The 24,871-nt window shown below is 67.8% G+C and carries 25 protein-coding genes; 15 read left to right on the plus strand and 10 right to left on the minus strand.

Going from position 1 to position 24,871, the window contains the following annotated elements; genetic code table 11:
- The first annotated feature begins 493 nt into the window (after nucleotides 1-493).
- The 3 genes from NL1_RS13650 to NL1_RS13660 all read left to right on the plus strand — a co-directional run bounded on the left by NL1_RS13650 (nucleotide 494) and on the right by NL1_RS13660 (nucleotide 3,521).
- Nucleotides 494-2,068 (plus strand): LVIVD repeat-containing protein, encoded by a 1,575-nt coding sequence (locus tag NL1_RS13650; RefSeq protein WP_067838922.1) that lies wholly within the window; start codon nucleotides 494-496, stop codon nucleotides 2,066-2,068.
- A gap of 2 nt (nucleotides 2,069-2,070) precedes the next feature.
- On the plus strand, nucleotides 2,071-2,706 hold the full coding sequence (locus NL1_RS13655; RefSeq protein WP_067838925.1) for a DUF305 domain-containing protein: 636 nt from the start codon (nucleotides 2,071-2,073) through the stop codon (nucleotides 2,704-2,706).
- A gap of 89 nt (nucleotides 2,707-2,795) precedes the next feature.
- Entirely contained in the window at nucleotides 2,796-3,521 is a 726-nt protein-coding gene (locus NL1_RS13660; RefSeq protein ID WP_067838927.1) for a PaaI family thioesterase, read from the plus strand.
- Between the two features lie 397 nt (nucleotides 3,522-3,918).
- Here NL1_RS13660 and NL1_RS13665 read toward each other — a convergent pair whose 3' ends face one another.
- Both NL1_RS13665 and NL1_RS13670 read right to left on the minus strand, forming a co-directional pair.
- On the minus strand, nucleotides 3,919-4,158 hold the full coding sequence (locus tag NL1_RS13665; RefSeq protein WP_067838929.1) for a hypothetical protein: 240 nt from the start codon (nucleotides 4,156-4,158) through the stop codon (nucleotides 3,919-3,921).
- A gap of 137 nt (nucleotides 4,159-4,295) precedes the next feature.
- Nucleotides 4,296-4,592 carry a chorismate mutase gene (locus NL1_RS13670; protein WP_218024406.1) on the minus strand — a complete coding sequence of 99 codons (297 nt, stop codon included), beginning with the start codon at nucleotides 4,590-4,592 and terminating at the stop codon, nucleotides 4,296-4,298.
- A 116-nt stretch (nucleotides 4,593-4,708) separates the two neighbouring features.
- Here NL1_RS13670 and NL1_RS13675 point away from each other — a divergent pair, with 116 nt between their 5' ends.
- Together NL1_RS13675 and NL1_RS13680 are read left to right on the plus strand one after the other, a co-directional pair.
- Nucleotides 4,709-5,302, plus strand: a complete 594-nt coding sequence (locus tag NL1_RS13675) for a hypothetical protein (protein ID WP_067838935.1) — start codon at nucleotides 4,709-4,711, stop codon at nucleotides 5,300-5,302.
- 202 nt (nucleotides 5,303-5,504) lie between these two features.
- Nucleotides 5,505-6,476, plus strand: coding sequence for an NAD(P)-dependent alcohol dehydrogenase (locus tag NL1_RS13680; protein ID WP_067839107.1), 972 nt, complete (start codon nucleotides 5,505-5,507; stop codon nucleotides 6,474-6,476).
- Nucleotides 6,477-6,521: 45 nt separating this feature from the next.
- On the opposite strand, the gene NL1_RS13685 is transcribed toward NL1_RS13680, so the two are convergent.
- Complete coding sequence (locus NL1_RS13685; protein WP_067838938.1) at nucleotides 6,522-7,313, minus strand: hypothetical protein; 792 nt, start codon at nucleotides 7,311-7,313, stop codon at nucleotides 6,522-6,524.
- A 352-nt stretch (nucleotides 7,314-7,665) separates the two neighbouring features.
- Here NL1_RS13685 and NL1_RS13690 point away from each other — a divergent pair, with 352 nt between their 5' ends.
- From NL1_RS13690 to NL1_RS13705, 4 genes are all read left to right on the plus strand, one after another.
- Entirely contained in the window at nucleotides 7,666-8,295 is a 630-nt protein-coding gene (locus NL1_RS13690) for a TetR/AcrR family transcriptional regulator (RefSeq protein ID WP_067838941.1), read from the plus strand.
- Nucleotides 8,296-8,678: 383 nt separating this feature from the next.
- Entirely contained in the window at nucleotides 8,679-9,203 is a 525-nt protein-coding gene (locus tag NL1_RS13695) for a flavodoxin family protein (protein ID WP_067839110.1), read from the plus strand.
- Nucleotides 9,204-9,221: 18 nt separating this feature from the next.
- Nucleotides 9,222-10,139, plus strand: a complete 918-nt coding sequence (locus tag NL1_RS36470) for a DUF302 domain-containing protein (protein ID WP_218024407.1) — start codon at nucleotides 9,222-9,224, stop codon at nucleotides 10,137-10,139.
- Between the two features lie 269 nt (nucleotides 10,140-10,408).
- Nucleotides 10,409-10,696: a hypothetical protein gene (locus NL1_RS13705; RefSeq protein WP_156094835.1), complete on the plus strand. Its 288-nt coding sequence runs from the start codon at nucleotides 10,409-10,411 to the stop codon at nucleotides 10,694-10,696.
- Between the two features lie 59 nt (nucleotides 10,697-10,755).
- Here NL1_RS13705 and NL1_RS13710 read toward each other — a convergent pair whose 3' ends face one another.
- The 6 genes from NL1_RS13710 to NL1_RS13735 all read right to left on the minus strand — a co-directional run bounded on the left by NL1_RS13710 (nucleotide 10,756) and on the right by NL1_RS13735 (nucleotide 17,511).
- On the minus strand, nucleotides 10,756-12,372 hold the full coding sequence (locus NL1_RS13710) for an ABC transporter permease (protein ID WP_067838947.1): 1,617 nt from the start codon (nucleotides 12,370-12,372) through the stop codon (nucleotides 10,756-10,758).
- Entirely contained in the window at nucleotides 12,369-13,283 is a 915-nt protein-coding gene (locus tag NL1_RS13715; protein WP_067838950.1) for an ABC transporter ATP-binding protein, read from the minus strand. The genes NL1_RS13710 and NL1_RS13715 overlap by 4 nt, the downstream gene beginning before the upstream one ends.
- Nucleotides 13,284-13,841: 558 nt before the next feature.
- Nucleotides 13,842-14,696, minus strand: a complete 855-nt coding sequence (locus NL1_RS13720) for a class I SAM-dependent methyltransferase (RefSeq protein WP_067838952.1) — start codon at nucleotides 14,694-14,696, stop codon at nucleotides 13,842-13,844.
- 5 nt (nucleotides 14,697-14,701) lie between these two features.
- Nucleotides 14,702-15,043, minus strand: a complete 342-nt coding sequence (locus NL1_RS13725; protein WP_067838957.1) for a glyoxalase/bleomycin resistance/dioxygenase family protein — start codon at nucleotides 15,041-15,043, stop codon at nucleotides 14,702-14,704.
- A 1-nt stretch (nucleotide 15,044) separates the two neighbouring features.
- Complete coding sequence (locus NL1_RS13730; RefSeq protein ID WP_067838960.1) at nucleotides 15,045-15,215, minus strand: ribbon-helix-helix domain-containing protein; 171 nt, start codon at nucleotides 15,213-15,215, stop codon at nucleotides 15,045-15,047.
- A gap of 115 nt (nucleotides 15,216-15,330) precedes the next feature.
- Nucleotides 15,331-17,511, minus strand: coding sequence for a malate synthase G (locus tag NL1_RS13735; RefSeq protein ID WP_067838963.1), 2,181 nt, complete (start codon nucleotides 17,509-17,511; stop codon nucleotides 15,331-15,333).
- A 265-nt stretch (nucleotides 17,512-17,776) separates the two neighbouring features.
- Here NL1_RS13735 and NL1_RS13740 point away from each other — a divergent pair, with 265 nt between their 5' ends.
- The 5 genes from NL1_RS13740 to NL1_RS13760 all read left to right on the plus strand — a co-directional run bounded on the left by NL1_RS13740 (nucleotide 17,777) and on the right by NL1_RS13760 (nucleotide 22,884).
- Nucleotides 17,777-18,517 (plus strand): SDR family NAD(P)-dependent oxidoreductase, encoded by a 741-nt coding sequence (locus NL1_RS13740; RefSeq protein ID WP_084510564.1) that lies wholly within the window; start codon nucleotides 17,777-17,779, stop codon nucleotides 18,515-18,517.
- A gap of 40 nt (nucleotides 18,518-18,557) precedes the next feature.
- Nucleotides 18,558-19,607: a zinc-binding dehydrogenase gene (locus NL1_RS13745; RefSeq protein WP_067838967.1), complete on the plus strand. Its 1,050-nt coding sequence runs from the start codon at nucleotides 18,558-18,560 to the stop codon at nucleotides 19,605-19,607.
- The gene (locus NL1_RS13750; RefSeq protein WP_067838971.1) at nucleotides 19,604-20,242 is read left to right on the plus strand and encodes a TetR/AcrR family transcriptional regulator; all 639 of its coding nucleotides are present in this window, start codon (nucleotides 19,604-19,606) and stop codon (nucleotides 20,240-20,242) included. Before NL1_RS13745 ends, NL1_RS13750 begins: the two co-directional genes overlap by 4 nt.
- Nucleotides 20,243-20,244: 2 nt before the next feature.
- Nucleotides 20,245-21,534: an acyl-CoA dehydrogenase family protein gene (locus NL1_RS13755; protein ID WP_067838974.1), complete on the plus strand. Its 1,290-nt coding sequence runs from the start codon at nucleotides 20,245-20,247 to the stop codon at nucleotides 21,532-21,534.
- A 195-nt stretch (nucleotides 21,535-21,729) separates the two neighbouring features.
- Complete coding sequence (locus NL1_RS13760) at nucleotides 21,730-22,884, plus strand: hypothetical protein (RefSeq protein WP_067838977.1); 1,155 nt, start codon at nucleotides 21,730-21,732, stop codon at nucleotides 22,882-22,884.
- A gap of 25 nt (nucleotides 22,885-22,909) precedes the next feature.
- Here NL1_RS13760 and NL1_RS13765 read toward each other — a convergent pair whose 3' ends face one another.
- Nucleotides 22,910-23,602 carry a winged helix-turn-helix transcriptional regulator gene (locus NL1_RS13765; RefSeq protein ID WP_218024408.1) on the minus strand — a complete coding sequence of 231 codons (693 nt, stop codon included), beginning with the start codon at nucleotides 23,600-23,602 and terminating at the stop codon, nucleotides 22,910-22,912.
- A gap of 93 nt (nucleotides 23,603-23,695) precedes the next feature.
- On the opposite strand from NL1_RS13765, the gene NL1_RS13770 reads away from it, so the two are divergent.
- Nucleotides 23,696-24,832, plus strand: coding sequence for an acyl-CoA dehydrogenase family protein (locus tag NL1_RS13770; protein ID WP_067838983.1), 1,137 nt, complete (start codon nucleotides 23,696-23,698; stop codon nucleotides 24,830-24,832).
- Nucleotides 24,833-24,871: the final 39 nt, after the last annotated feature.

Below are 24,871 nucleotides of genomic sequence, written 5' to 3' on the forward strand. Positions count from 1 at the left end.
GGCGCACCCCACGTCCCGTAGCCAAAAGCCTTGGGCAGCAAGTCCATCGAAGCGTCGCCGCGGCGGACCTTGGTTCACCGCACAAATCGGCGGCGTTCCGATCCCCTCACGCGACAAATTCGAAAGCCCCCTGGACACCAGGATCTGTCCCAGTAGATGCGACCATAGGTCACAATCAACGCTCCGGACGGGGATTCCACGGCCCAGCCAAAAACCTTCCGTCCAGCACGATTCCGCGACGCGAGCGCGATCCAGGCCAGCGACAACCCCCTCGGCAGCCATGCCCGAGTACTGGTCGGCGCCGACGAATCCCCTTGCGGATCAGCCACGCAGCGCGCGGCGGCGAAACGCAAGCAAAATGCGGAACGTTTGGGAGATCTCCCGATTCGCTTCCACAAGTTACTCCCCATTACTACCATTCAGTCAGATCGCACCACTGTCCCAGTCAGGTGGCGCGTGACGACCGCGAACAAGGAAGTGGGGGGTCGCAACGATGCACTCTCTGTCACGATTGCGCCGCATCAGACCGGTCGCGCTGCTCACCGCGGCGGTGATCACCGCGATGATGGTGCCCGGCAGCGCCTCGGCCGATCTGCAATCCGACATCGCCACCGCAGTCCAGGAATTCCTGGATGTCGGGCGCAAGTCGGTACCGCGCGCGGACTGCGGACCGGGCTCGATGCCGGAACCCGGCCTCCAGGGCGACGTGCCCGCCGCCGACCGCGACAGCGGACGCAGCACCCAGGGTTACCGGTGCAATATGTCGATGGTCGGCCAATTCGCCGGGCGCGGAGCGGGCATCACCTCCACCAGCTTCGAACACTGCGCCTACATGGGCTCGTTCTTTCCGGGTGACTTGATCAGCGAGGGCCGCGGCGTCCAGGTGCTCGACGTCTCGGATCCGGCCAGCCCGCGCCCCACCGTCAGCCTCACCGAGCCCGCCATGCTCGCGGGAACCTGGGAGAGCCTGAAGGTCAACGCCGAGCGCAAACTACTGGTCGGCACGGGCGTCCCGATCGGCGCAGGCGTGGGTTATCTCTCCGTCTACGACATCTCCGACTGTGCTCATCCGCGCCTGCTCAACCCCGGCCCCGGCACCAATCTGCTGATGCCCCTGCCGATCACGACGCACGAGGGCGGCTTCTCCCCCGACGGCCGCACCTACTGGGCGTCCGGCATCGCCCCCGGTTTCGTCAGCGCGGTCGACCTCACCGATCCCGCCAACCCGCGCGTCGTCTGGCAAGGGCTGACCGGCATCGAGGCGCACGGCTTCGGCATCAGCCCGGACGGCAACCGCATGTACCTGTCCGCGCTCGGCGGTTTCACCGTGCTCGACATCAGCGCCGTGCAGCGCCGCGACCCGAACCCGCAGGTGCATCACATCGGCAGGACCTTCTGGACCGACGGCTGGGCGACCCAGCACAGCATTCCCGTCAGCTACGACGGCAAGCCGTACCTGTTCACTGTCGACGAGGGCGGCTCCGGCGGCGTGAAACTCATCGACGTCTCGAACGACAACGCGCCCAAGGTCGCCAACAAGCTCAAGCTCGAGATCAACCTGCCCCAGCACATCGACGCCAATATCGGGTCCTCGATGGGCGGTTCGGCCTTCGCCTACGAATCGCACTACTGCGCCGCCGACCGGCAGGAGAATCCCACGGCACTCGCCTGCGGGTGGATCTCCTCGGGCATCCGGGTCTTCGACGTGCGCGACCCGTTCGCGGTGCGCGAGATCGCCTACTTCAACCCGCCCGCGCGCACCGGCCGCAATCTCGAGCTCTGGAATTCCCCGCACGCCTTGGCCTCGATCATCGGCGTCCCGCTGATGAGTGCGCCGCCCGCGGCGCGCGCGGTGCTGGAAGGACAGTTCAATCCTGGCGACGCGCTCACCCCGCGCACCGGGCGGCTCGCCTTCGGCGACGTCTCCACCGACTGGTGCTTCTCCCCGCCGGAATGGCGCGGCAACGAGCTCTACGTCGCGTGCTCGGACAACGGGTTCATGGTGTTGCGGCTGGACGACGCGGTGTACACCCCGCCCGCGGACCAGCGCTCGATCGTCGGCTCGTGAGGATGCCCCGCGCGGCACGGATCGCCGCGTTCGCCTCGGTCGCCCTGATGCTGCTGGCGATCGGGGCGGCGTTGCGGCCGCTGGCTATACCCGAAAAACACACGGCCGCACCGGTGTTCGACACCGTCGAGATCGGCTTCGCCCAGGACATGACGGCGCATCACCAGCAGGCACTGCTGATGACCCAGCGCCTCGATCCCGACGCGGCACCGGCCGTCCGCCGGATCGCCGAGCAGCTGGCCGACACCCAGCGGATCGAGATCGGCACCATGCTGGGCTGGTTGCGCTTGGCCGACGCGTCGCCGCTGCCGTCGCGACCGATGGCGTGGATGACGGATACCGCTGCGGCGCACCGGCATTCGACGCACCAACCGGACGCGCCGATGCCCGGCATGGCGAGCACGGCCGAACTCGACACACTGGCCGCGACGCGGGGCCGCGACGCCGAAATCCTGTTCCTGCAACTCATGATTCGCCACCATCAGGGCGGGATCGCGATGGCGATGGCGGCCGATCGGCAGCTCGAAGGCGGACCGGTCAAGGAGACGGCGCGTGCGATGGTGCAGTCCCAGGGCCAGGAGGTCGGTGTGATGAGCCTGCTGCTCACCCAGCTCGGCGGCGCGCTGCTCCCGCGGTAACCGAGCGGCCGCCGTCGAGGCTATCGGGGGCCGCCGGTATCGTCGGTGCCGATGGACGCCACGGGCGGGAGAGGGTTGTGGTGCGGTAGATGATTCAGGTGGACGAGATCACCCTTCCCGAACACATCCACGGCTATCCGGACGTCGCCTTCGGCGGTTTCGTCGCCGGCGTGCTCGCGACCCACTGCCCCGTACCGACCGCGCGGGTCGATTTCCGCGCCAAGGTGCCGGTCGGCACGCCCCTGTCACTGACTCGCACCGCGGTGAACGGCACCGCCCTCACCGACGCGCAGGGAAAGGTGCTCGCCGAAATCAGCCCGGCGACGCTGTCTCTCGACATCCCGCCCGCACCGAGCTGGACAGAGGCCGAGGCGCTCACGGCGCGCGTCCTCGCCTCGGGCGACCGCCCCGTCACCGACTGCTACGGCTGCGGTGCGGCGTGCGCCCCCGGCCGGGGCCTGCGACTGTTCCCCTGGGCACTGCCCGGCCGCGATCTCGCCGCCGCCGCCTGGGTCCCGGATCCAGCGCTGGGCGCGGCGGACGGCACCCTCTCCACCGAGAACGCCTGGGCCGCCCTGGACTGCCCCGGCGGCATTGCGGGATTCCTGCTGTCCGGCATGCGCCGCGGCGCGGTCACCGCCGCCCTCACCGCGACGCTGCTGCGACCGATCCGAGCGGGCGAACCACACATCGCCCACGCGTGGCCGATCGCGCAGGACGGCCGCAAATACACCGTGGGCGTGGCCTTGTCGAGCGCCGCGGGCGAGCTGTGCGCGATCTCCGAAGCGCTCTGGATCGAGCCGCGGGAACAGTAAGCGACGCGCCCCGCACAAAAGGAAAACCCCCGGCCGCAGGGACCAGGGGTTGTCGTGCTCGATCAGCGCACTGTCACAGCGGAGGAAAACCCGCCGAGCCGGTGGCCAGCCAATTCCAGAAGGCCGCCGCACGGTTGGTGATCAGGGCGACGATGTCGAGAACGGTGCTTCCCATACTTTCCTTACCTCTCACATTTGTAAGCGCTCGCCGACCTGGTTCAATCGAGCCAGGTCAGAAGTAGTTTTCCCACTCCACGGTGAGCGGCGAGCACTGCCAGTGTGCCAACAGTGTGCCAACGCACGGGAATCCGCCCCCTTCCTCGAGTCACGGCGGCCTTGGACGCAGCCGCTGTCGACTCCATTGCCCAGCACCCGTTGAGCGCAGTCTTCTCGACGCTCAACCGAGTTGCCGGGCCCTGTCTTCGACGGCGTCCTTGGCATCCACCAGCGATGCCTCCTGGTTCTGGTCTCGATAGCACTTGATCGCGTGCACCAGTTTGCCGCGCCGGATCAGGTCGTCGATGTCGGACCAGTCCGTCGCCGGAGTGGGATCGGGAATACCGAGATGCTTCATGATCAGGTCGAGTTTGCGCTCGAGCCGGGTCAGCTTCAGGTCCAGGCGATCTCGGGCGAACATGCCCAGACTGTACCCAGAGAGTGTTCGCCGCGGCACCGTGACCTCACCCCGGCAACGGATGTGCTCGCACGGCTGGCTCTGGTGACCTGCGCCCGCTCGGTCGCCACCCTGGTGAAGAAGGTCGTCAGCCGAGGCGGCTACTCGCTCGCCTGGAGCGACTTGTGTTCGGCCAGCTCCAGTTCGATGAACGCGCCGACCATCGAGCGCCAAATCGTCTCCGCGACATCGGCCGACAAGCCCGCCGCGTCCGCCCGCTCCCGCACCGATGCGATCAGCTGCGCGAAGCGGTCGGGGGCGCGGACGGCGTGCTCGTCGCGTTTGAACGCCGCCGCCGCCCGCACGAGTTCCTGCCTGGTCGCGAGGAGTTCGATCATCGTGCTGTCGATCGCATCGATCTCGGCACGAACCTCGGCAAGGGAGGACGGAGTATTCACGGATGGCGACACTAGCAGTCGAATCATGTTGCCGTGGAACGCCGCTCAGATGAAGGCCACTCGGCGCACCGCCGGCTCGGGGTACGGGCGTCGGTCCTCGGTGGCAGGATGCGGGTGTGGGTGACTATTTCGAACGAATCGTCGACCTCGATGTAGCCTCGGCCGACGCGAGCACGCTGGCCGAGCACATGGTGGACTGGATGGTGTCGCGGCGATGGCTGCTTCGAGAGACTTCGCGCGACGCGATGTACAGCCTCCAAGTCGACGAAGGCTATGTGCCAGGCCCCGACTGGCCGCAGATCACCCACGAATGGGGCGCCGACTGGATCCCCGGCCCCGTCGCCGTCATCGTCGGCCGCCACGACCACAATCCCGGACAGGGCGGCATCGAACCGGCCTCCGCGGCATGCCCACGCTGCCAGGCCACCACCGTGATCATCGACTACCCGCAACAATGGGAAGCCGATCCCGCCGTATGGCAGCCGTTCTCGGACGCGATCGACGCCTGGAAACAAACAGGCACCGGCGCAGCAATCTGCCCCTCCTGCACCACACCGAGCCCCATCACCACCTGGCAATGGGCAGACGGCTTCGCCCTGGGCACTCTCGCCTTCGACTTCTGGGGTTGGCCGCCCCTCGCCGAGGGCTTCATCACCGAATTCGCAGCCCGACTCGGGCACCGAATCGAACGCCACACCGGCAAGTTCTGAACCGACGCTTCCAACAATCAGCTGAGCGCCGTGCGGTGACTATCGAGCTCGCCCGCAGCCCGCGGTTTCGCTTGCGCGTGCTGTGGCCGAATGCTTCGTGACCGACGACACGCTGATGCCGTGTAGCAACGTAAGGAGCAACCGGTTGTCGGTCATCCTGAGTGAATCGGAGATCCCCCGAACGAACCACGAGGCGAAGCGAATGCGAGCGGTAGTTCACGACAAGTTCGGAGCCCCGGAGGTCTTGTCCCTCCGCGAGGTCGATCGACCCGTCCCCAGGCGTGGCGACGTCCTGATCGAGGTGCATGCCACGACCGTGACCGCGGCCGAGATCCTGATACGCCGGGGGCGACCACTGTGGGGCCGGGTCATCCTGGGATTGGCTCGCCCACGCAGAATGCTCCGGATACCGGGGTTGGAGCTGTCCGGAGAGATCGTGGCCGTCGGCGCGGACGTCGAACGATTCGCGCCGGGCGACCAGGTTTTCGGATTCACCGGGTTCGGCGTAGGGGCGTGTGCGGAGTACAAATGCATGCCGGCAACGGCATCCCTGGAACTCAAACCGTCCAACACCAGCTACCAGCAGGCCGCCGCCTCGGTCGACGGCGCGACGACGGCGCTGTATTTCCTTCGCGACGTCGCGCGCGTCCGCGCGGGTCAGCACGTCCTGATCAACGGCGCCTCCGGAAGCATCGGGACCTACGCGGTGCAGCTGGCGAAGTTCTTCGGCGCCGAAGTCACCGCGGTCTGCAGCGCCAAGAACGCCGAGCTGGTCACTTCGCTGGGCGCCGACCACGTGATCGACTACACCACAGACGATTTCACCACGCGACGCAACGCCTACGACGTCATCTTCGACACTGTTACCGCGAGCTCGTTCGGACAATGCCGAAGCGCCTTGACCCCCACCGGATGCTACGTCCCGACAACCGAACTGCGGAACTGGGCGATCGCCGGATGGACCGCGCTACGTGGCGGCCGGAAGGTAAAGCCCGGCATGTCGATCGACAAGCGCGCTGCTCTCGCCTTCATCAAAGAACTCATCGAAGGCGGACAGCTGCACATCGTCATCGACCGCAACTATCGGTTGGACCAGATCGTCGAAGCACACCGGTACGTCGAGACCGGACACAAACGCGGCAACGTCACCATCTCGATCACCGCCGAGACCTGAGGCAGAGTGACAGGATTGCCTGTGGCGGGCACGCACCCGTTGTCGTCACGATGTTGCCGCGACCGGAGCCGCCGCGATCATCCAATTGCTGAACTCGCATGCCAGATGCCACTGGTGTTGGCGAATGAGCCTGGCGGGCAGGGTACCCGGGAATTCCACGGTCAGCAGGGCCTCGAGTGTGCCATCGCGGTCACGGAATTGGTGACGGACCCCGCCGATGACCAAGCCGTCGTCGAGGAGGGCTTGGCCCGCGATCTGGATGGGGTAGCTGGGATCGATAGGAATGGTGAGGTTTTCGGTCCCGCTGTAGTCGACGAGGAACCGCGCCGCTGCCGGTGATCCACCGGTGGTTTCGACGACCTCCAGGCGGCCGTCGGGCAGTCCGCGCAGCAGGTAGTGGTCCGGGCAGGCGTCGATCATGTCGGTTTCGGCGTTGGTGGCGGTCAGATTGTCGAACCAGGTGGCGAACCGCTCGGCGGAGTAGTTCGGTACTTCGAGACAGGTGGCGGCGTGCTTGGTGCGCCCCCTGCTCACGGCGACACCCATCCGCGCCATTCGCTCGGAGAGGGCCAGTTCGCGCCTGAGCATGGCGTAAACGCCGGCGTGGCCCAGCCGAATCTTCAGCGTCGTCAGCGCGGACCGCTGCACATCGAGAGGCGCGCCGAGCAGCTCGTCGATTGCACGGTCCGGCATGAGCTCAGCCATCCCGCGACGCCCAAGGCGCGCGGCGAACTTCCCGAGCACCGCCGCGGCCCGGCGTGATTCCCATGCCCGCACCTGTTCGCGCGACACTTTCTCCGCACCCACGATCGCACGGATCTCGATGGGATCGACCATGGCGGTTCCTGCCTCTCCTGTTCCAGTGATCCGATCTCGACGGTTAGCTCGTGGGCAATGGTTCCCCTCTCCGAGGCAACGGTCACCCGAGACCCACGCCGCCCGGAGGGCACAGCGACGCCACTCCACGCAGTTAACGCCAGTCGAACTTGCATTAGCCTGCCTCAGCCAGGGCGCAAACGCAAGTATGAATAGCTTTTACCGCCCTGAACCGCAGTGGCATCTGGCCTGCGAATTCAGCAATTGGATCACCGCATACCTGCGCTGATCAGCCCGAGCCTGCCGGATCGCCCTCGACGCGCAGGCCCACACCGTTCAGCGCGCACCAGGCGCCGTCGAGTAGAACAGGGCCATGAACCAGCGTGGGCACGATCCCGAGAACGAGCAACCCACACCGCCCCTGGCTCCGCGCAAACGGACCGGGGGACGCTCGGCGCGCGTGCGGGAAGCCGTGCTCACCGCGACGCTGGACCAGGTCGCCGAGCACGGCATCGAGGGATTGACCATCGGCGACGTCGCCGCCCGAGCCGGTGTCGCCGAGACAACGATCTACCGGCGCTGGGGCACCCGCACGGCCCTCATCGCCGAAGCCGTCACCGAGCTGGCGGCCGCGGGCAACCCCGCGCCGGACACCGGCACGCTGCGCGGAGACCTCCACCAGCTCGCCGAGCAGATCTCCCACCTGATCTCCCGCCCCGGCATCGCGCGACTGCTCGGCACCACCATCGCCCTGTCCGCCGACCCGGACGTCGCCGCCGCACGCCACCGCTTCTGGGACGAGCGATTCGAACGGACCTCGCACGTCATCCGCAGAGCCGTCGAACGCGGTGAACTACCCGGCGACGTCGACCCCCGCGAGGTCCTCGAAACACTCTCCGCCCCTTTGTATTTCCGGATCCTGGTCGGCGACCGACCCCTCGACGGCGCCTTCATCACCCGCTGCATCGACCACACCCTCACCCTGTACCGCATGCCGGAATGAGGAGGCACAGTACGTCCCGCCGCGTCCATTGATACCGCGCCCTGCCTTCCGTCGCCCGTTCACCGCAGGGCGGCACGAAACGCGGTGCGAGCCTCGGCTACCCGACCCGATGTCAACGGACGGATTCGATGTCTGCCGCAACCGCGAAGTCAGCCCCGGTGGCCGCTCGAACCTCGGATTCACTGATCCCCGGCGCAGTCTCGACCATGTCGGCGACATCACGGACGCCAAGGTGACGAGACCTGTGGCAGGAACGCGGTGCGCCGGTTGTTCGGCGACGAAGGTCCTTATCGGGATGGCGGTTCGGCACTGTTGGCCGAGAGGAAGCCCGGCGTAGCGTCGAGTCCGGAGAGCCGCGAATCCGAGGCGTGAAGGAGACTCCGATGAGGGTCCGCGTTGTCTATGAGTCGATGTTCGGCAATACCGCGACGATTGCCGAGGCAATCGCGCAAGGGTTGGGTGCGCACGCCGCCGTCGAGGTGCTCGAGGTGACCACCGCGGCTCAGGCGCCCGAGCCCGCGGTCGATCTTCTGGTGGTCGGCGGCCCGACCCATGTCTTCGGGCTCAGCCGGGTCCGCACACGTCGCGACGCCGCCACCCGCACCACCGCACCGGTCGCGGTGGACACCGGGATCCGGGAATGGCTCGACAGCGCACTGCCGGTTCCCGAGGGCGCACGCGCCGCGGCGTTCGGCACCAAAGCCGCCCATCCGCGGTGGCTGCCCGGCTCGGCGGCGCGCGGTATCGGACGACGCCTGCGCGGGCTGGGCTATCGACTCGTCGGCGACCCCACCGATTTCCTGGTCGACGCGATGACCGGGCCGCTCAGCGCGGGCGAACTCGACCGTGTCCGCCGGTGGGGCGAAAAACTCGCTCGCGAACTCGAGCGCAGCGCTCACCGCGGCTGAGCGAAAGGAACCCCGGTCATGCCCTACCAAGTCGCGGTAGTCGAATCGGTGCCCCACACGGTGCTACAACTGCACCGCACCATCCGCGCCGACCACGCCGGAGACGACATAGGCGCAGGCATGGACGCGCTCTACGCTCTCGCGGCCGCCACCGGCCTGACAGCCTCGGGAGCGCCGTCGACGACCTACCACGGCGACTTCCGCCCCGGAACCACCGTCGAGGTCGACTTCACGCTCCCCGTCGGCGCGGGCGATTCCTCGTCGGAGACCGAGGACTCGACGATACGAGCCACCGAGTTCGGCTGGTATGCGCGCACCGTCCACCGCGGCGGCTACCAGACGATCACCGACGCCTACCGCGCACTCGAAACCTGGCTCGGCGCAGCGCCGTATCGGGCGGTCGGGCCACCCACCGAGGTGTATCTGGTCGCGCCCGAGCAGGTGGTGAGCGCCCACGACCTGGTCACCGAGATCCGCATCCCGGTCACGCCAACGGATTTGAGCGTGACCGTCGCGGCCACGGTCGCCGACACCGTGCCGATCGTCCGAGACGCACTCGCCGCGTACGGCTTCAGCGTGCTCGAGGAGCTCGACGTGCACGCCGCCGCCCGCACCGGCCGGCAGATCGCCGACTACGTGATCCTCGGTGCGTGCAATCCGGAACTGGCAGCGCGCGCACTGACCATCGACCGGCGTATCGGACTGATGATGAACTGCGCCCTCGTCGTCCGCGCCGAGGGCCGCAACAGCGTCATCGAAGCGGCCGACCCTCTCACCATGGTCGAGCAAACCCGCACCCACGCGTGGAACCCCCTTGCGCGACAGGTCCGCCACAGTCTGGTCGCTGCGCTGGCGCGGGTGCGCACGTCCCTGCCCAGCCCGACGGACTCGCCCAGCACCACCCCGGCTTCGGACACCCCCGGCGACGCCCACTGATCTCCTACCCCGGCGACCGGGCCCATCGCCCACACCGGTGGCAACGTGAAGGTTCATCGGTCAACGGCGGGATGCCATTCGTCCGAGGTTGCAGGACAACATCTTTCGCGATCCAGCCCCTGATGGTCCCTGGACTGCATCGACCTTGGTCCGGCCTCGCGGGGACCAAGGACTCTGCTCTCGGATTCGCCTCGGCGGGCATGGTGAACACGGGCCGCGGCATCCCCCCGGGCCGCGGCCCGCACGAACCGACACCCAAAGGAATCACCGTGAGCGACATGACATCCGACCAGCCCTACCACGCCAAGCCGGGAGACAGCCTCGCCGACATCTACAACATCCCCGGCATCGTGCTCTTCATGGCCGGAGTGGTGGGCCTGGCATCCACGCTCACCACAGCAGGGTCCGGATTCACCCGATGGGTCGCGCTCGGCGCCATCGCCACCGCGCTGTGCTTCATCGGCAGCGTCGCGGTGTTCTGGCTCGAGCACGAGCGCCTGCGCCGTCTCGCCCAACGCCGGGTCCCGGTCCAGACCGAAGCGCCGACCCCGGAGTGACGAGCGGGAGGGCACTACCGCCGATCGACACGACTGAGCCGGGGTCCCGCACGCCGCGATCAGTATCCGGTGTCGCGGCGGCGGAACCCGGCGAATCCGGCCGCCAGCCCGGCCGCGGCTATCGCGGTGATGACGAGTAACGGTGCGGCAGTGACGGTTTCCAGCGGCGCCTTCGGGAGATGCGCGAAAGGCGAAGCCTCATCGAACCACTCGGGCAGATCGAAGGTCGTCGCGAAGACGACAGCCACCACACAGTAGGCAAAGACCGACCACGCCAGCGGGACAGCGGCCCTGGGCACCCAGCCGCAGCCGAGCGTCGTGACCGCGGCGATCGACCATACCGCAGGCAAATACACCAGCGCCACACCGATCATTCGGAGCGGCTGGACGGCGTCGGTGATCGTCAAACCATAGGACAGCCCCATGCCGAAGCCCCCGCAGACCAGCACGAACACCCCACCACCCAACGCGACCGCGAGGTGGCTGGCCAGCCAGCGATCCCGGCTCACGGGCGTGGCCAGAATCGGCTCCGCACGGCCCGCGGTCTCCTCCCCGCGGGCACGCAACACACTGGTGATACCGAACGCGGCGCTGAGCAGCGCGACGACCGAAACCGTCAGGGACAGATAGGAATCCACTGCATCGGCGGCGCCTCCCGGAAGGTAGGCGGCGATTTCGGGATTGTCGGTGAGATAGTCCTCGATACTGTCGGCGAACGAACCGTATGCCGCGCCCAAGGCGAAAATCCCTACCGCCCACCCTGCCAGCGACCCGCGCTGCAGCCGCCACGCCAAGCCCAGCGGTGACCGCAGCGCCCAGGAGGCGGTCGCACGCCCCGTGCCGTACGGGAAGAGTCCCGCGCCGAAGTCACGCCGGTCGAGCAGGAAGAACGCGACGGCGGTGAGCGTGAGGGTCGCGGCGGCGAACAGCAGCACCGTCCACCACCGGTCACCCGCATACGGGTAACTCCGCTGGCCCCACCCGATGGGTGAAGTCCACGACGCGGCGCCGTTGCCGACATCGCCGACAGCGCGTGCCACGTACGCGGCCGCCAGAGCGAGTCCGACCGCCCCGTACACACTGCGTGGGTTCTCGAATACCTGAGCCGCGACGGCGGTGACACCGGCGAAGGTGATCCCGACCCCTGCGGTGGCGACCCCCAGCAGCAGCGACCCAGCCACGGGAAGCCCGGTCCCCGCTGCGGCCGCGAAGACCACCAGCACCACGGCGAGGTCGGCCAGCCCGGCCACTGCGAGCGCGGCGGTGGCGGGTGCCCAGCGCCCGACCCGTGCCGAACGAAGCAGTTCCGCCCGTCCCGTTTCCTCGTCCGCGCGAGTATGCCGTCCGACCAGGAACATATTCATCACCGCGACCACGACCGCCAGGTAGGCGAAGATCTCGAAGACGATCTCCCCGCCGATCGTGTCCAGCAGCCGGGTCGGTCCACCCATGGCGATGCCGGCCGCGCTGGCGCCCATGGTCTCGCGAATCTGAGCGAGCTTCTGGGGCGTGTCATAGAAACGCTGACTGGCGAGGGATTGAAAAGCGATCAGCGCGCCCGCGCCGAGCAGCCAGCACGGCAGGGAGAATCGCTCGCGCAGGAACGCGAATCGCACCAGCGTGGCGACGCCGGAGGTGTGCGCCCGCAGCGGCGTCCACGGCGCCGTGAGGGTCATGGTCCGTCCCCTCCGGCCCCTGGAGCGGCGCCATAGTGACGCAGGAAGATGTCCTCCACGGTGGGTGGTGTGCTGGTGAGGCTGCGCACACCCAGATCGGCGAGTATCCGCATGACGGTGTCGAAGTGAGCGGGGTCGACCGCGAATTTGGCGTGTGTGCCGTCGAGGACGAGATCGTGCACACCGGCCACCTCGTCCAGGTCCGTCGGTGGCCGGGTGGTTTCGACGGTGATGGTGGTGCGGGTCAGATGCCGGAGTTCGGAGAGCGTGCCGGTTTCCACCGTGCGCCCGCGCCGGATGATGCTCACCCGGTCGCACAATGCCTCGACCTCGGCGAGTATGTGGCTGGACAGCAGCACCGTCCGGCCTTCGTTCTTCGCTTCGGCGATGCAGCGCTGGAATTCGGCCTCCTTCAGCGGGTCCAGGCCGACGGTCGGTTCATCGAGCAGCAGCAATTCCGCATCCGAGGCCAGCGCCGCGACGAGCGCGACCTTCTGCCGGTTTCCCTTGGAATACGCCCGCGCCTTCTGCCGCGGATCGAGGTCGAACCGGTCCAGCAGTTCGTCACGACGCCGCCGGTCGATATCGCCGCGCAAGCGCCCCATCAAGTCGATGACCTCGCCGCCGGTGATCCCGGGCCACAAGGTGACCTCGCCGGGCACATAGGCCAATTGTGCATGCAGCGCGACCGCGTCGGACCACGGGTCTCCACCGAGCATGCGCACCGTCCCGGAGTCTGCGCGCAGCAGTCCCAGCAGGATGCGGATCGTCGTCGTCTTGCCCGCACCGTTCGGACCCAGGAATCCGTGAATCTCACCGGTGTGCACGGTCAGGTCCAGGCCGTCGAGGGCTATGGCCGCACCGAACGATTTCGTCAGGCCCGCGATCGAAATGGCGGCATCCCCGGTCATCGCGACATTCTTTTCGGTCGCGCCGACGACAAAGACACGGAGTTTCGCGGAATCAGCGGAAGCAGGTCGAAGTGCATCGCCATCCTCCCGGTGCGGGTCTGCGGCCGAACACGATCCTGCCGGTGCCGAGACCGCACCCGGCCAAGTAGAAACGGAAGACCAGGGGATCGTCGGGGTCGCCAGAATACAACTTCGATCCGGGCAGCAGGGCGGGAATCGGACCGACACGGCCGTCTCCCCTACCCCGCCGAACCCGTAGTTGCCCACCACACCGCCCACGGGCAACGCCGCATGCAGCAGCGCGGCGCCCTCGGTCATCGAGATCTTCGGCAACCGCGGGCACCAGGCTGCGGACAGCGCGCGGCGGATCGCCCGCGAGGCTCCACCCGGGTCTCGGCAGTCACCGAATTGACCGACCGCAACCCCGCCGAATTGCTCATCGAGTCATTCTCGGCACCCCGGCGTCAAGGCCTTCGCCCATCTGGGCTCGACGCTGCCGACAGCGGCCAGCCGGGGCAAGAGGCGACCCGCCGCAGCGGAGTACTCGGCCACCGAGGATCAGGAGACCGCCACCAGGATCTGCTCCGACTCCGCGGGCCGCAGTCCGTCGGCGCGGTCGGCGAAGTAGCGGCGGGTCAGCTCCTCAGACGAAATATGCTGGGCAGCAGCGAAACCCGCTTCCTTCGCCAGCGCCACGATCTCGTCAGGGTCGAAGAAGCTGATGAACGGAGTGCCCGATGCGCGGGCGCCCTGCTCGGCGAACCGGCGCATCTGCTGTTCGCCGGAGTTGACGAGTTCGAGCGGCAGCATGAATGTCATGGCCAGCGTCGAGCCGGGTGCCAGCACCGAAAGCTGTTGCAGGGTCGCCATATTCGCCTCCCTGCTGAGGTACATGGAGACACCGGTGGAGGCCACGACCGCCGGACGGCCCGGATCGAAACCGGCGGCGAGGAGCCGCTCCCACCAGGAGTCGACCTCGAAATCGACGGGTACCAGCCGTAACCGGTCCGGAACGCCGAATCCGAGCTCGGTGAGGCGTTGCCGCTTCCACGCCTGCGTGCCGGGCTGGTCGATCTCGAACACGGTCACCCGTGCGGCGAGGTCGGTCCGGCGCTGCACCAAGGTGTCCAATCCGGCGCCGAGGAGGACGTACTGATCCACGCCGCGGCCGATGTGCTCGTCGAGGAGATCCTCCACGAAGCGCGCACGAGACACCATGCCCGCGCGCATCGGGCTCGTGATCTGCGGATCCATATCCGGGCGATCTCGCCAGCCGTCCTCGGGCGCCGCAAGCCGCAGCCCGATCTCGTCGTCGAAAACATAAGGGGGCGCATCGATCTGCCTGTGCAGCGCCCGCCACAGCGCAACCCGGACCGCGGTGTGATCCGGAGCGACCAGCTGCTCGTTTGCCATTACACTCACTCCTTGCCCGGCGCCTGCAGATTCCACATTCGCCCGTCGGGGTCGCGAACGGTCATCTCCTGGGTGCCGTAGTGCGTCTCCTCGAACTCGGTGACGATCTCGACGTCGCGACCGGGACGGTCTTGCGTGTCGGCGACCTTCAGGACCAGCAACGTCCGCGGATCCTGGGTCGGCGGGACCTCGGCCACGAAGACGTAGGGGCCGTCGCCGTTTCGAAACTGGCCGGAGCCGTGGTCGGTCTCGAACTCGACCTCGAATCCCAGCTCCAGCAGGAACCTGGCCTGCTTGCCCCAATTGTGCGTCTCGAGGAACACGGCCTCGATGCCCTCGGTCTTCATATCAATCCTTTCCCGACGCTGACTGCGAGTGGGTGTCGTCGAGGTAAGCGCGCAGTGCCTCGGCCACCAGCGCCGACAGCGACATCTCCGACTCGATCGCCCGGAACTTGACCTGCTTGATCAGCCCGATCGGCAGGTAGACGTTGAACTGCTTCACATCCTCGTCGCCCACGCTAGAATGCTAGCACACTAGCAAGGTAGCCCAGCGGGTCACTTCGTCCGCCCCGTAACGCAAAAATCCCCCGGCCGACTCGGTCGACCGGGGGATTCGCTTGTCGCTCAGCGCATTACACGCAATCCAGCGCCTTGGCCTCGCGGCGGCGGCGGTGCAGGATCGGCTCGGTGTAGCCGTTGGGCTGCTTGGTGCCCTCCAGGATGAGCTCCTTGGCGGCCTGGAAGGCGATGCTGCCCGCGAAGTCCGCGGCCATCGCGCGGTAGTTCGGGTCGCCCGCGTTCTGGCGGTCGACGACCGGGGCCATCCGCTCCAGGCTGGCCACCACCTCGTCGGCGGTGACGACACCGTGGCGCAGCCAGTTCGCCATCAGCTGGCTCGAAATACGCAGGGTCGCACGGTCTTCCATGAGCGCGACGTCCTTGATGTCGGGCACCTTGGAGCAGCCGACGCCCTGGTCGATCCAGCGCACCACGTAGCCGAGGATGGACTGCGAGTTGTTGTCCAGCTCCTGCTGCTTCTCCTCGGCGGTCCAGTTCGGGTCCGCGGCCAGCGGGATCTCCAGGATCTGGTCGACGGTGGCGCGGCGACCGCCCTTGGCGATCTCGGCCTGCCGCTTGAACACGTCCACCAAGTGGTAGTGGGTGGCGTGCAGGGTGGCGGCGGTCGGCGAAGGCACCCACGCGGTGTTGGCGCCCGCCTTCGGGTGGCCGACCTTCTGGACCAGCATGTCGGCCATCAGGTCCGGCATGGCCCACATGCCCTTGCCGATCTGCGCCTTGCCGGGCAGGCCGGCGGCAAGACCGGTGTCGACGTTCCAGTCCTCGTAGGACAGGATCCACTGCTGGGCCTTCATGTCGGCCTTGCGGACCATCGGCCCGGCCTCCATGGAGGTGTGGATCTCGTCGCCGGTGCGGTCCAGGAAGCCGGTGTTGATGAACACCACCCGCTCCTTCGCAGCCTGGATGCAGGCCTTCAGGTTCACCGTGGTGCGGCGCTCCTCGTCCATGATGCCGACCTTGAGGGTGTTGCGGTCCAGGCCGATGACGTCCTCGACGCGGCCGAACAGCTCGTTGGCGAAGGCGACCTCGTCGGGGCCGTGCATCTTCGGCTTCACGATGTAGACCGAGCCGGTGCGGCTGTTCTTCAGCTCGGTGTCGCCACCCAGCGAGTGCTTGGCAATCAGCGAGGTGATCAGGCCGTCCATGATGCCCTCGGGCACCTCGTTGCCATCCTTGTCCAGGATGGCGTCGGAGGTCATCAGGTGGCCGACGTTGCGCACGAACAGCAGCGAACGGCCGTGCAGCACCAGCTCGGAACCGTCCAGCGCGGTGTAGACGCGGTCCGGGTTCATGGTGCGGGTGAAGGTCTTGTCGCCCTTGCTGACCTTTTCGGCCAGTGTGCCCGTCATCAGGCCGAGCCAGTTGTGGTAGCAGAGCACCTTGTCCTCGGCGTCGACCGCGGCGACCGAGTCCTCGAAGTCCATGATCGTGGTGATCGCGGACTCCAGCACGACGTCCTTGACGCCCGCGGTGTCGGTGCTGCCGATGGGCGAGCTCGGGTCGATCTGGATCTCGATGTGCAGGCCGTTGTGCTTCAGCAGCACCGAGGTCGGCGATGCCGGGTCACCGAGGTAGCCGACCAGCTGCGAGGGATCGGCCAGACCGATCTCGGTGCCGTCCTCGAGGCCGACCTCCAGCTCACCGTCGACGATCTTGTAGGAGGTGGAGCCGATGTGCGAGCCGGTGATCAGGGTGACGGAGTCGTCGAGGAAGTTGCGCGCCCACTCGATGACCTTGTCGCCGCGCACCTTGTTGTAGCCGGTGCCCTTCTCCGCGCCGTTGGCTTCGGAGATGGCGTCGGTGCCGTAGAGCGCGTCGTAGAGCGAGCCCCAGCGCGCGTTGGCGGCGTTGATCGCGAAGCGGGCGTTCATCACCGGGACCACCAGCTGCGGGCCGGCGGTGGAGGCGATCTCGGCGTCCACGTTCTGCGTCTCGATCTGGAAATCGGCGGGCTCGGGACGCAGGTAGCCGATCTCGGTCAGGTAGCTCTTGTAGGCGGCCTTGTCGTACTTCGCGCCGGAATGCTCGGCGTGCCAGGCGTCGAGCTTGCCCTGGATCTCGTCGCGCTCGGCCAGCAGGGCGCGGTTGCGCGGGGCGAGGTCGTTGATCACTTGCCCGGCACCGGCCCAGAACGCGGCGGAATCTACGCCGGTACCGGGGAGCGCCTCGTTCTCGACGAACTCGTGAAGAACGCTGGCCACCTGGAGCCCGCCGACCTGAATCCGCTCTGTCATCTACTGCCTCACTTCTGAGAAAGCCGGTTGAAATAGACGGTCTCATGTTACCCGTCGGTAGGCCCATTCCCTGCGGAGGGCCAGCGCACGCCGAGTGCGTCGGGTGAACGCGATGGCTGCCCAAGATATTTCGCCACGCCGTCGATCGGGGTCGATCGATCGGCGCGTCACTTGGTGTCGGCGGTCGGCCGAACAACCCCTTGATCGTAGCGCCCACCGCAATTAATGTACTGATCGGAACATTTCTACTGCGGAAGGGGCGCCCGTGCCGCTCACCGGCAAGGTCGTTCTGGTCACCGGCGGCAGCCGGGGCCTCGGCCGGGAGATGGTGCTGGCCTTCGCCGCCGAGGGAGCGGATGTCGTCATCGCGAGCCGCAAACTCGACGGCTGTGTAGCGCTGGCCGACGAGGTGAAGAACGCGCGCGGCCGCCGAGCCCTCCCCGTCGCGTGCAATGTCAGCGAGTGGGATCAGTGCGATGCGCTGGTCGAGTCCGCCTACGCGGAGTTCGGCCGGGTCGACGTGCTGGTGAACAACGCGGGCATGTCCCTGCTCTATCCCAGCCTCGACCGGGTCGACGAGGCGATGTTCGACAAGGTCATCGGCGTGAACCTCAAAGGGCCGTTCCGGCTCTCCGCGCTCGTCGCCACCAGAATGGCCGCGGGCGACGGCGGCAGCATCGTCAACATCTCCTCCATCGAGGCCGCGAGGCCGGAACCGCTCGCGGTGCCCTACGCGGCGGCCAAAGCCGGACTCAACGCGCTCACCGCGGGTCTGGCGCAGACCTACGGACCGAAGGTGCGGGTGAACACGATCCAGTGCGGACCGTTCGAGACCGACATCGCCAAGGCCTGGCCCGACGAACTTCGCAGCGCGCTGACCGAGCACAACGCCATGGGCCGGGTCGGCAGGCCGAACGAAATCGTCGGCGCCGCCATGTACTTCGCCACCGATGCGTCGTCCTTCTGCACCGGGGCCACCCTCGCACTGGACGGAGGCTGGCGATGACCGAAACCGCAAACACCAACACGATCGGCGGAAATCTCTCGTGAAAGCACTCACCTACGCTGGGCCGCAAACGATCTCGTTCGGCGAGACGAACGATCCCGCGCTGCCCGGCCAGGACGGGGCGATCGTGCGGGTCACCGCAGCCGGAATCTGCGGCAGCGACCTGCACATCTACGCGGGCCACGGATTCACGCCGGGTACCGGCTACGGAGTCGGCCATGAGGCGGTCGGTGAGATCGTGGAACTCGGCCCGCAGGCGCACGGACTCTCGGTCGGCGACCGCGTGCTGGTGCCCGCTTCGGCGGGCTGCGACCGCTGCGGCCGGTGCCGGACAGGCATCGTCGCGGCGTGCGAGCGGCAGCCGCTGCCGGTCGACGCCTGCTACGGGCTCGGCGGCTCCCTGCCGGGAGCGCAGGCGCAGCTGCTCGCGGTGCCGCATGCCGGGGGCAACCTGGTGCGCCTGCCCGACGCGATCGGCGACGAGGCGGCCATCGTGCTGACCGACAACGCCCCCACCGCGTGGTACGCCGCCCGCCGGGCGCGCATCACGCCGGGCGACACGGTGGTGGTGATCGGTTTGGGCCCGGTCGGGCTGATGGCGGTGCAGTCCGCGTTCGCCATGGGCGCCGCCAGGGTGCTCGGCGTCGACCTGGTCGCGGACCGCCGAGCCAGGGCCGCCGAGCTGGGCGCGGAACCCGTCGAGTCCGATGATCCCAAGACCGCGGTGCGCGAGATGCTCGGCGGCGGAGCCGATGTCGCGCTGGAGGCCGTCGGCGCCGACGCCACCATCGCACTGGCGACGAGTGTGGTCGGCCATCGCGGCCGGGTCAGCGTGGTCGGCGTCAGCCAGAATCGGGCCTACCCGTTCCACCTGCCGCTCGCGCAGGTCAAGGAGCTCGAGTTCCACATCGGACTGTGCTCGATCCAGTACGAACTGCCCGCGCTGCTGAAACTCACCGCCGCGGGCAGGCTGCGCCCGGAAGCGGTGGTCTCGCACCGGATGCCGATGTCGGAAGGGCCCGAGGCGTACCGCCTGTTCGCCGATCGCGCCGACAAGGTCTGCAAGATCGTCCTGGATCCGTGGCAATGAACGACATAGCGCCCGCGCGCCGCCGCGGCCGCCCGCCCGCCTCCGAATCGTCGGCGGGCGACACCCGCGATCGCATCGTCCACGCGGCGGTGGAACTGTTCGCGGAGAAGGGGTTTCACGGCACCGGCGTCGCGGAGATCGGCGACCGCGCCGACGTCCAGCGCGGTGCGCTGTACTACCACATCGGGTCCAAGGAGGAGCTGCTCTGGCAGATCCTGCGCGACTACACCCAGCTCATGCTCGCCGACGCCGAACACATCACGAGCGGCGACGACGACCCGATCACCAAGCTGCGCAAGCTGATGCACAGCCACGTCGAGCTGATCGTCGAACATCGTCGCGAGGTCGCCATCCAGCTGCGCGACGTGGGCGCGCTGACCGGTGCGCGGGGCGCGCAGCTCCAGGAACTGCGCGACCGGATTCAACTGCACTGGCAGCAGGTGTTCGACGCGGGATACGCCGCGGGCCTGCTGCGCACCGCCGACCACGTGATCACCAACAGCGTGCTCGGCATGCTGAACATGGTGACCTTCTGGTACCGCCCGCACGGCGGCCACTCCCCCGGCGAGATCGCCGACCTCCTCGCCGCCACCGTCCTAGACGGCGTCGTCACCCACCACGACACGAAAGGCTGACCATGGCTTGGGATTTCGAGACCGACCCGGAGTTCCAGAAGAAACTGGACTGGGCCGCGGAGTTCGTCCGCACCGAGGTGGAGCCGCTCGACTTGCTCTACCCGAATCCCTACGACCGCAGCAACACCGAAGCCATGGCGTTGATGCGGCCGCTCAAGGAACAGGTAAAGGCACAGGGACTGTGGGCCTGCCACCTCGGCCCCGAGCTCGGCGGCCAGGGCTACGGACAGATGAAGCTGGCGCTGCTCAACGAGGTGCTCGGCACCTCGGCCTGGGCGCCGTCGGTATTCGGTTGCCAGGCACCGGATTCCGGCAATGCCGAGATCCTCGCGCACTACGGCACCCCGGAGCAGAAGGCGAAGTACCTGGAGCCGCTGCTGGCCGGTGAGATCGGCTCCTGTTACGTGATGACCGAACCCACCGGCGGCTCGGACCCGACGCTGTTCCGTACGCGCGCGGTGCGCGACGGTGATCACTGGGTGATCAACGGCGAGAAGTGGTTCAACTCCAACGCGCAGTTCGCGAGCTTCCACATCGTCATGGTCGTCACCAATCCGGATGTCAGCCCGTACCAGGGCATGTCGATGTTCATCGTGCCCGCGGACACGCCCGGCCTGGACATCGTCAAGAACTTCCACGTGCACGGCTTCAGCGAGCACGAGGGTCACCTGCGCTTCACCGACGTGCGGGTCCCCGACGACCACTTGCTCGGCGCCGAGGGTCAGGGCTTCGTCGTCGCCCAGACCCGGCTCGGCGGCGGCCGTGTGCACCACGCCATGCGCACGGTCGCGCTGGTGCGCAAGGCTTTCGACATGATGTGCGAGCGCGCGGTCTCGCGGCAAATGCGCAAGGGACCGCTCGGCGGGCTGCAGATGACCCAGGAGCGCATCGCCGACAGCTGGATCGAGATGGAACAGTTCCGGCTGCTCGTACTGCGCACCGCATGGCGCATCGACAAGGAACAGGATTACCTGAAGGTGCGCAAGGACATTGCCGCCATCAAGGTGGCCATGCCCAAGGTCATGCACGACATCGCCCAGCGCGCCCTGCACCTGCACGGCGCCCTCGGCGTCAGCGAGGACCTGCCGTTCGTGGACATGATGAACTACGCCGAGGTCATGGCGATCGCCGACGGGCCCACCGAGGTCCACAAGATCACCCTCGCCAAGGAGGTGCTGAAGAACTACGCGCCCGGCGATCCCGTCTACCCGAGCGGGTACCGGCCCGCCCTGCGGGAGCAGGCGCGGGAGCTGGTCGCGCGGCGGCTGGAGCACATCGTCGGCAACCTGTAGCCGGACGCCCCGCCGGGACCGTCGTGCCGTGGTCCCGGCGGAATTCCGGTCTCGGCGAACGGTCCCGCCTGGAGTCGGTCTCGTGCCACAATTTCCGGTGCAGGTTGTGGGTCGGACGGCGAGGGGATTTCCGATCGTGCGTACTGGATACGGCGTCGCTGTGGCGCTACTGGCGTTGGGTCTCGGCGCGATCGGGTGCGCTACCGAGGAGATCGGAGACCGTCGCACGACGACTACGCCGCCGACGACCTTCTCGGTCACACCGACGCTGACAACCGCGGCCTCGCCTACGTATACGGGTCTGATTCCGAACACCGCCACACCCGTCAGTCGGCCGACGTCGACCATCTCCACGGTCGGACCGCCTTCGACCCTCAGCCCGACACGGTCTGCGCCGGTCCTGACGTCCCCGCTGGGGCCGACGGGCATGCAGGTGGAGCCAACTCCCTCGCCCGCCCCGCCATCCCGGTGACCACCGCGAACGACGCGCGCGCCTTCGCGCTGCTTCCGCTGCTCGGAGCCATCGCCTCGCAGGTGGCTTTCGTCACCGGCGTGCTCTACTACTTCGGCTGGGCGTACAGCCGGGCCTTCTACGGCCACTTCGGCGTGTCCGCCGGAATGCTCGGCTTCACGACCCAGGACTACGTCCTGTTCAGCGTCGGCGCGATGTTCTTACCCCTGCTTTCGACCCTTTTCTGGATACTCGCCCTGCTCGCAGTCCGGAAGCTACCGGTCTGGCACGCGCTCAAAAGCGGGCGCCCGCGTACCACGCTGCGGTGGTGGGTCGGCCTGTCCGCCGCCGCGGGCACGCTGCTCATCGCCGTGGTCGCCGTCATCACGTCCACGCCGACATCATTGGCCGCTCCGCTCGAAGACGAGGCGCCGTTCTTGCTGATCGCGGGTGCGGCGACGCTCGGCTACGCGAGCTGGCTGCTGTGGCGGTACCCGGCCGTGCTGGGCATCCGGCGGCCGAAACGGACGGTGATGCAGGTCAGGACCATCGCGCTCGTCGCTGTCGCCATGATCGGTTACACCTGGGCCGTCGCCGACTTCGCGGTCCGCAAGGGCCAGGACGAGGCCGTTCACCAGGAGACGGTGCATTTCGTCGACCGCCCGTCCATCGTCGTGTTCAGCGTCGACCGCCTCGGCATCGAGGGCACAGGCGCCCAGGCGGGCGAGATCAGCGCGCCCAACGAGAAGTACCGGTACGTGTACAGCGGGCTGTGGCTGCTCGCACGCACCTCGGATCGCTACTACCTGCTCCCGCAGCAGTGGCAGTCCAAGCGCGACCGCGTGTTCGTCATCAAGGACAGTGAGTCCGTTCGCATCGATATCGCACGGAATCCCTAGCGTCGATGAGCGGCGGGCGGCCCGCTCAGGCCGACATCGAGGTCAGTTCGGCGCGTGAATCCGAGTACGGCGCGACGGGACTCAGTTGCATGGCGGTCGGCATACGGCGGGTGAGAGTCGTCGGACCGGTGAATTCGAGGCGTCCGGTGCGCAGGGCGTGTAGCACCGGGATGCGGCCCAGCCACACCTGGTACAGCGAGCTGACGTCGGAGCGAATGGTGACGTCCACCGGATAACCCGGGTCGGTGACGCACACCGACGGCGCTCCCCGTTCCACGACGATCCAATAGCGGCGCGGGTCGTCGGTGAACCGCACCGCGAGCACCTGACGGATGCCGGGGAACGAGGAGGTGTCCAGGCGGGTGTGCATCCACCAGACGAGCAGGTCGGCGTCGAGTTCTTCCTGGTCGGGTTCACCGAAGGTCCAGCGCGCGCCCCAAGCGCCGAGGCCGAACAGGATCGGCTCGAGGTCCCGGCCCGCCTCGGTGAGCAGATACCGTCCGCCGATCTTCTCGATCAGGCCCGCGCGCTCGAACTGGCGCAGCCGCTTGGTGAGCAGGGTGCGCGACAGCCCGGGCAGGCCACGGGCGAGATCGTTGAAGCGGGTGCTTCCGACGAGGAGGTCGCGCAGGATGAGCAGCGACCATCGCTCGCCGAGCAGGTCGAGGGCCCGGGAGATCGGGCAGTACTGTCCGTAGCCCGCCGTCGTTGTCGTCACGCCGCACCTCGCGATTCCTTGGTCCATTTCGTGGACCGGGTGAGTCCACTTTCTGCACTATTCGGTTATCGCGAGGCTTCGTAGCTTCGAAACATGACGACTATTGCTACCCCCGAAACGACCGCAACCGGCTGGATCGAGCGCGCCCGCTCGGTCGGCGAGACCCTGCGCGCCGAGGTCGCCGAACGCGACCGCACCGGCGAGATCTCCGCACCCGCCTTCGACCTGCTGCGCACCACCGGCCTGTCGGCCGCCCTGGTGCCCGCCGAATACGGCGGCGGTGGGGCGACGCACCGCGACATGGGCGAGATCTTGCGCGAACTCGGCCGCCACGACCCGTCCACCGCGGTGGCGTTCGCCATGCACGCCCACCTGGTCGCCACCCAGCTGTGGCGGCACAAGCACGGCGCCGACGCGGCACCGCTGTTCCAGAAGGTGGTCGACGGCGCACTGCTGGTCAGCACCGGCGCCTCGGACTGGGTCGGCTCCAACGGCCGCGCCGAACGAGTCGACGGCGGGTACGTGGTGCACGCGCGCAAGGCGCCCGCCAGCGGCTGCGAGGTCGGCACCGTGCTCGTCACCAGCGTGCGATACGACGACGGACCCGAGGGCCCGCAGGTGCTGCACTGCGCGATACCGATGAGCGCGCCCGGCGTCGGCATCGAAAAGACGTGGGACACCATGGGTTTGCGTGCGACCGGCTCGCACACGGTGGTGCTGGACGGCGTATTCGTGCCGGACGCCGCCATCTCGCTGATCCGGCCCGCCGATGTCTGGCCGCCGCTGTTGAACGTGGTGATCGGCGCGGCGCTGCCGCTGGTCATGTCCGCCTATCTCGGTATCGCCGACGACGCGGTGCACACCGCGCTGGAGCTGGTCTCCGGGCGCGGCGACTCGCACATCGTGCAGCTCGTCGGCGAGCTGTCCAACGCGCACACCACCGCGGCCGATCTCGTGGAGGCGATGTTCACCGGGTCCGAGAATCTGGGATTCGCCAACACCGACGCCAACGCCGCCCGCACCCTGAGCCGCAAGACCGTCGCAGCCGATGCCCTCATCGAGACCGTGCGGCTGGCCATCGAGACGGTCGGCGGCGTCGGCTACTCGCGCGCCTGCGAGCTGGAGATGCGCTACCGCGACGTGCACGGCTGCCTGTTCCATCCACTGCCGCGGGCCAAGCAGATCCGATTCAGCGGTCACGTTCTGCTCGGACACACCCCGCTCGGCTGAACCGCGTGAACGATTCGCCCGTGTTCGGTGATGATGGAG

The organism is Nocardia lijiangensis NBRC 108240, assembly GCF_001613045.1.
GTDB lineage: Bacteria > Actinomycetota > Actinomycetes > Mycobacteriales > Mycobacteriaceae > Nocardia > Nocardia lijiangensis.

Excerpts from the sequence above, each read along its gene's own strand:
- NL1_RS13650 (WP_067838922.1), top strand. The coding sequence starts at position 494 with ATGCACTCTCTGTCACGATTGCGCCGCATCAGACCGGTCGCGCTGCTC.
- NL1_RS13655 (WP_067838925.1), top strand. The coding sequence starts at position 2,071 with ATGCCCCGCGCGGCACGGATCGCCGCGTTCGCCTCGGTCGCCCTGATG.
- NL1_RS13660 (WP_067838927.1), top strand. The coding sequence starts at position 2,796 with ATGATTCAGGTGGACGAGATCACCCTTCCCGAACACATCCACGGCTAT.
- NL1_RS13665 (WP_067838929.1), bottom strand. The coding sequence starts at position 4,158 with ATGTTCGCCCGAGATCGCCTGGACCTGAAGCTGACCCGGCTCGAGCGC.
- NL1_RS13680 (WP_067839107.1), top strand. The coding sequence starts at position 5,505 with ATGCGAGCGGTAGTTCACGACAAGTTCGGAGCCCCGGAGGTCTTGTCC.
- NL1_RS13685 (WP_067838938.1), bottom strand. The coding sequence starts at position 7,313 with ATGGTCGATCCCATCGAGATCCGTGCGATCGTGGGTGCGGAGAAAGTG.
- NL1_RS13690 (WP_067838941.1), top strand. The coding sequence starts at position 7,666 with ATGAACCAGCGTGGGCACGATCCCGAGAACGAGCAACCCACACCGCCC.
- NL1_RS13695 (WP_067839110.1), top strand. The coding sequence starts at position 8,679 with ATGAGGGTCCGCGTTGTCTATGAGTCGATGTTCGGCAATACCGCGACG.
- NL1_RS36470 (WP_218024407.1), top strand. The coding sequence starts at position 9,222 with ATGCCCTACCAAGTCGCGGTAGTCGAATCGGTGCCCCACACGGTGCTA.
- NL1_RS13710 (WP_067838947.1), bottom strand. The coding sequence starts at position 12,372 with ATGACCCTCACGGCGCCGTGGACGCCGCTGCGGGCGCACACCTCCGGC.
- NL1_RS13715 (WP_067838950.1), bottom strand. The coding sequence starts at position 13,283 with ATGACCGGGGATGCCGCCATTTCGATCGCGGGCCTGACGAAATCGTTC.
- NL1_RS13720 (WP_067838952.1), bottom strand. The coding sequence starts at position 14,696 with ATGGCAAACGAGCAGCTGGTCGCTCCGGATCACACCGCGGTCCGGGTT.
- NL1_RS13725 (WP_067838957.1), bottom strand. The coding sequence starts at position 15,043 with ATGAAGACCGAGGGCATCGAGGCCGTGTTCCTCGAGACGCACAATTGG.
- NL1_RS13735 (WP_067838963.1), bottom strand. The coding sequence starts at position 17,511 with ATGACAGAGCGGATTCAGGTCGGCGGGCTCCAGGTGGCCAGCGTTCTT.
- NL1_RS13750 (WP_067838971.1), top strand. The coding sequence starts at position 19,604 with ATGAACGACATAGCGCCCGCGCGCCGCCGCGGCCGCCCGCCCGCCTCC.
- NL1_RS13755 (WP_067838974.1), top strand. The coding sequence starts at position 20,245 with ATGGCTTGGGATTTCGAGACCGACCCGGAGTTCCAGAAGAAACTGGAC.
- NL1_RS13770 (WP_067838983.1), top strand. The coding sequence starts at position 23,696 with ATGACGACTATTGCTACCCCCGAAACGACCGCAACCGGCTGGATCGAG.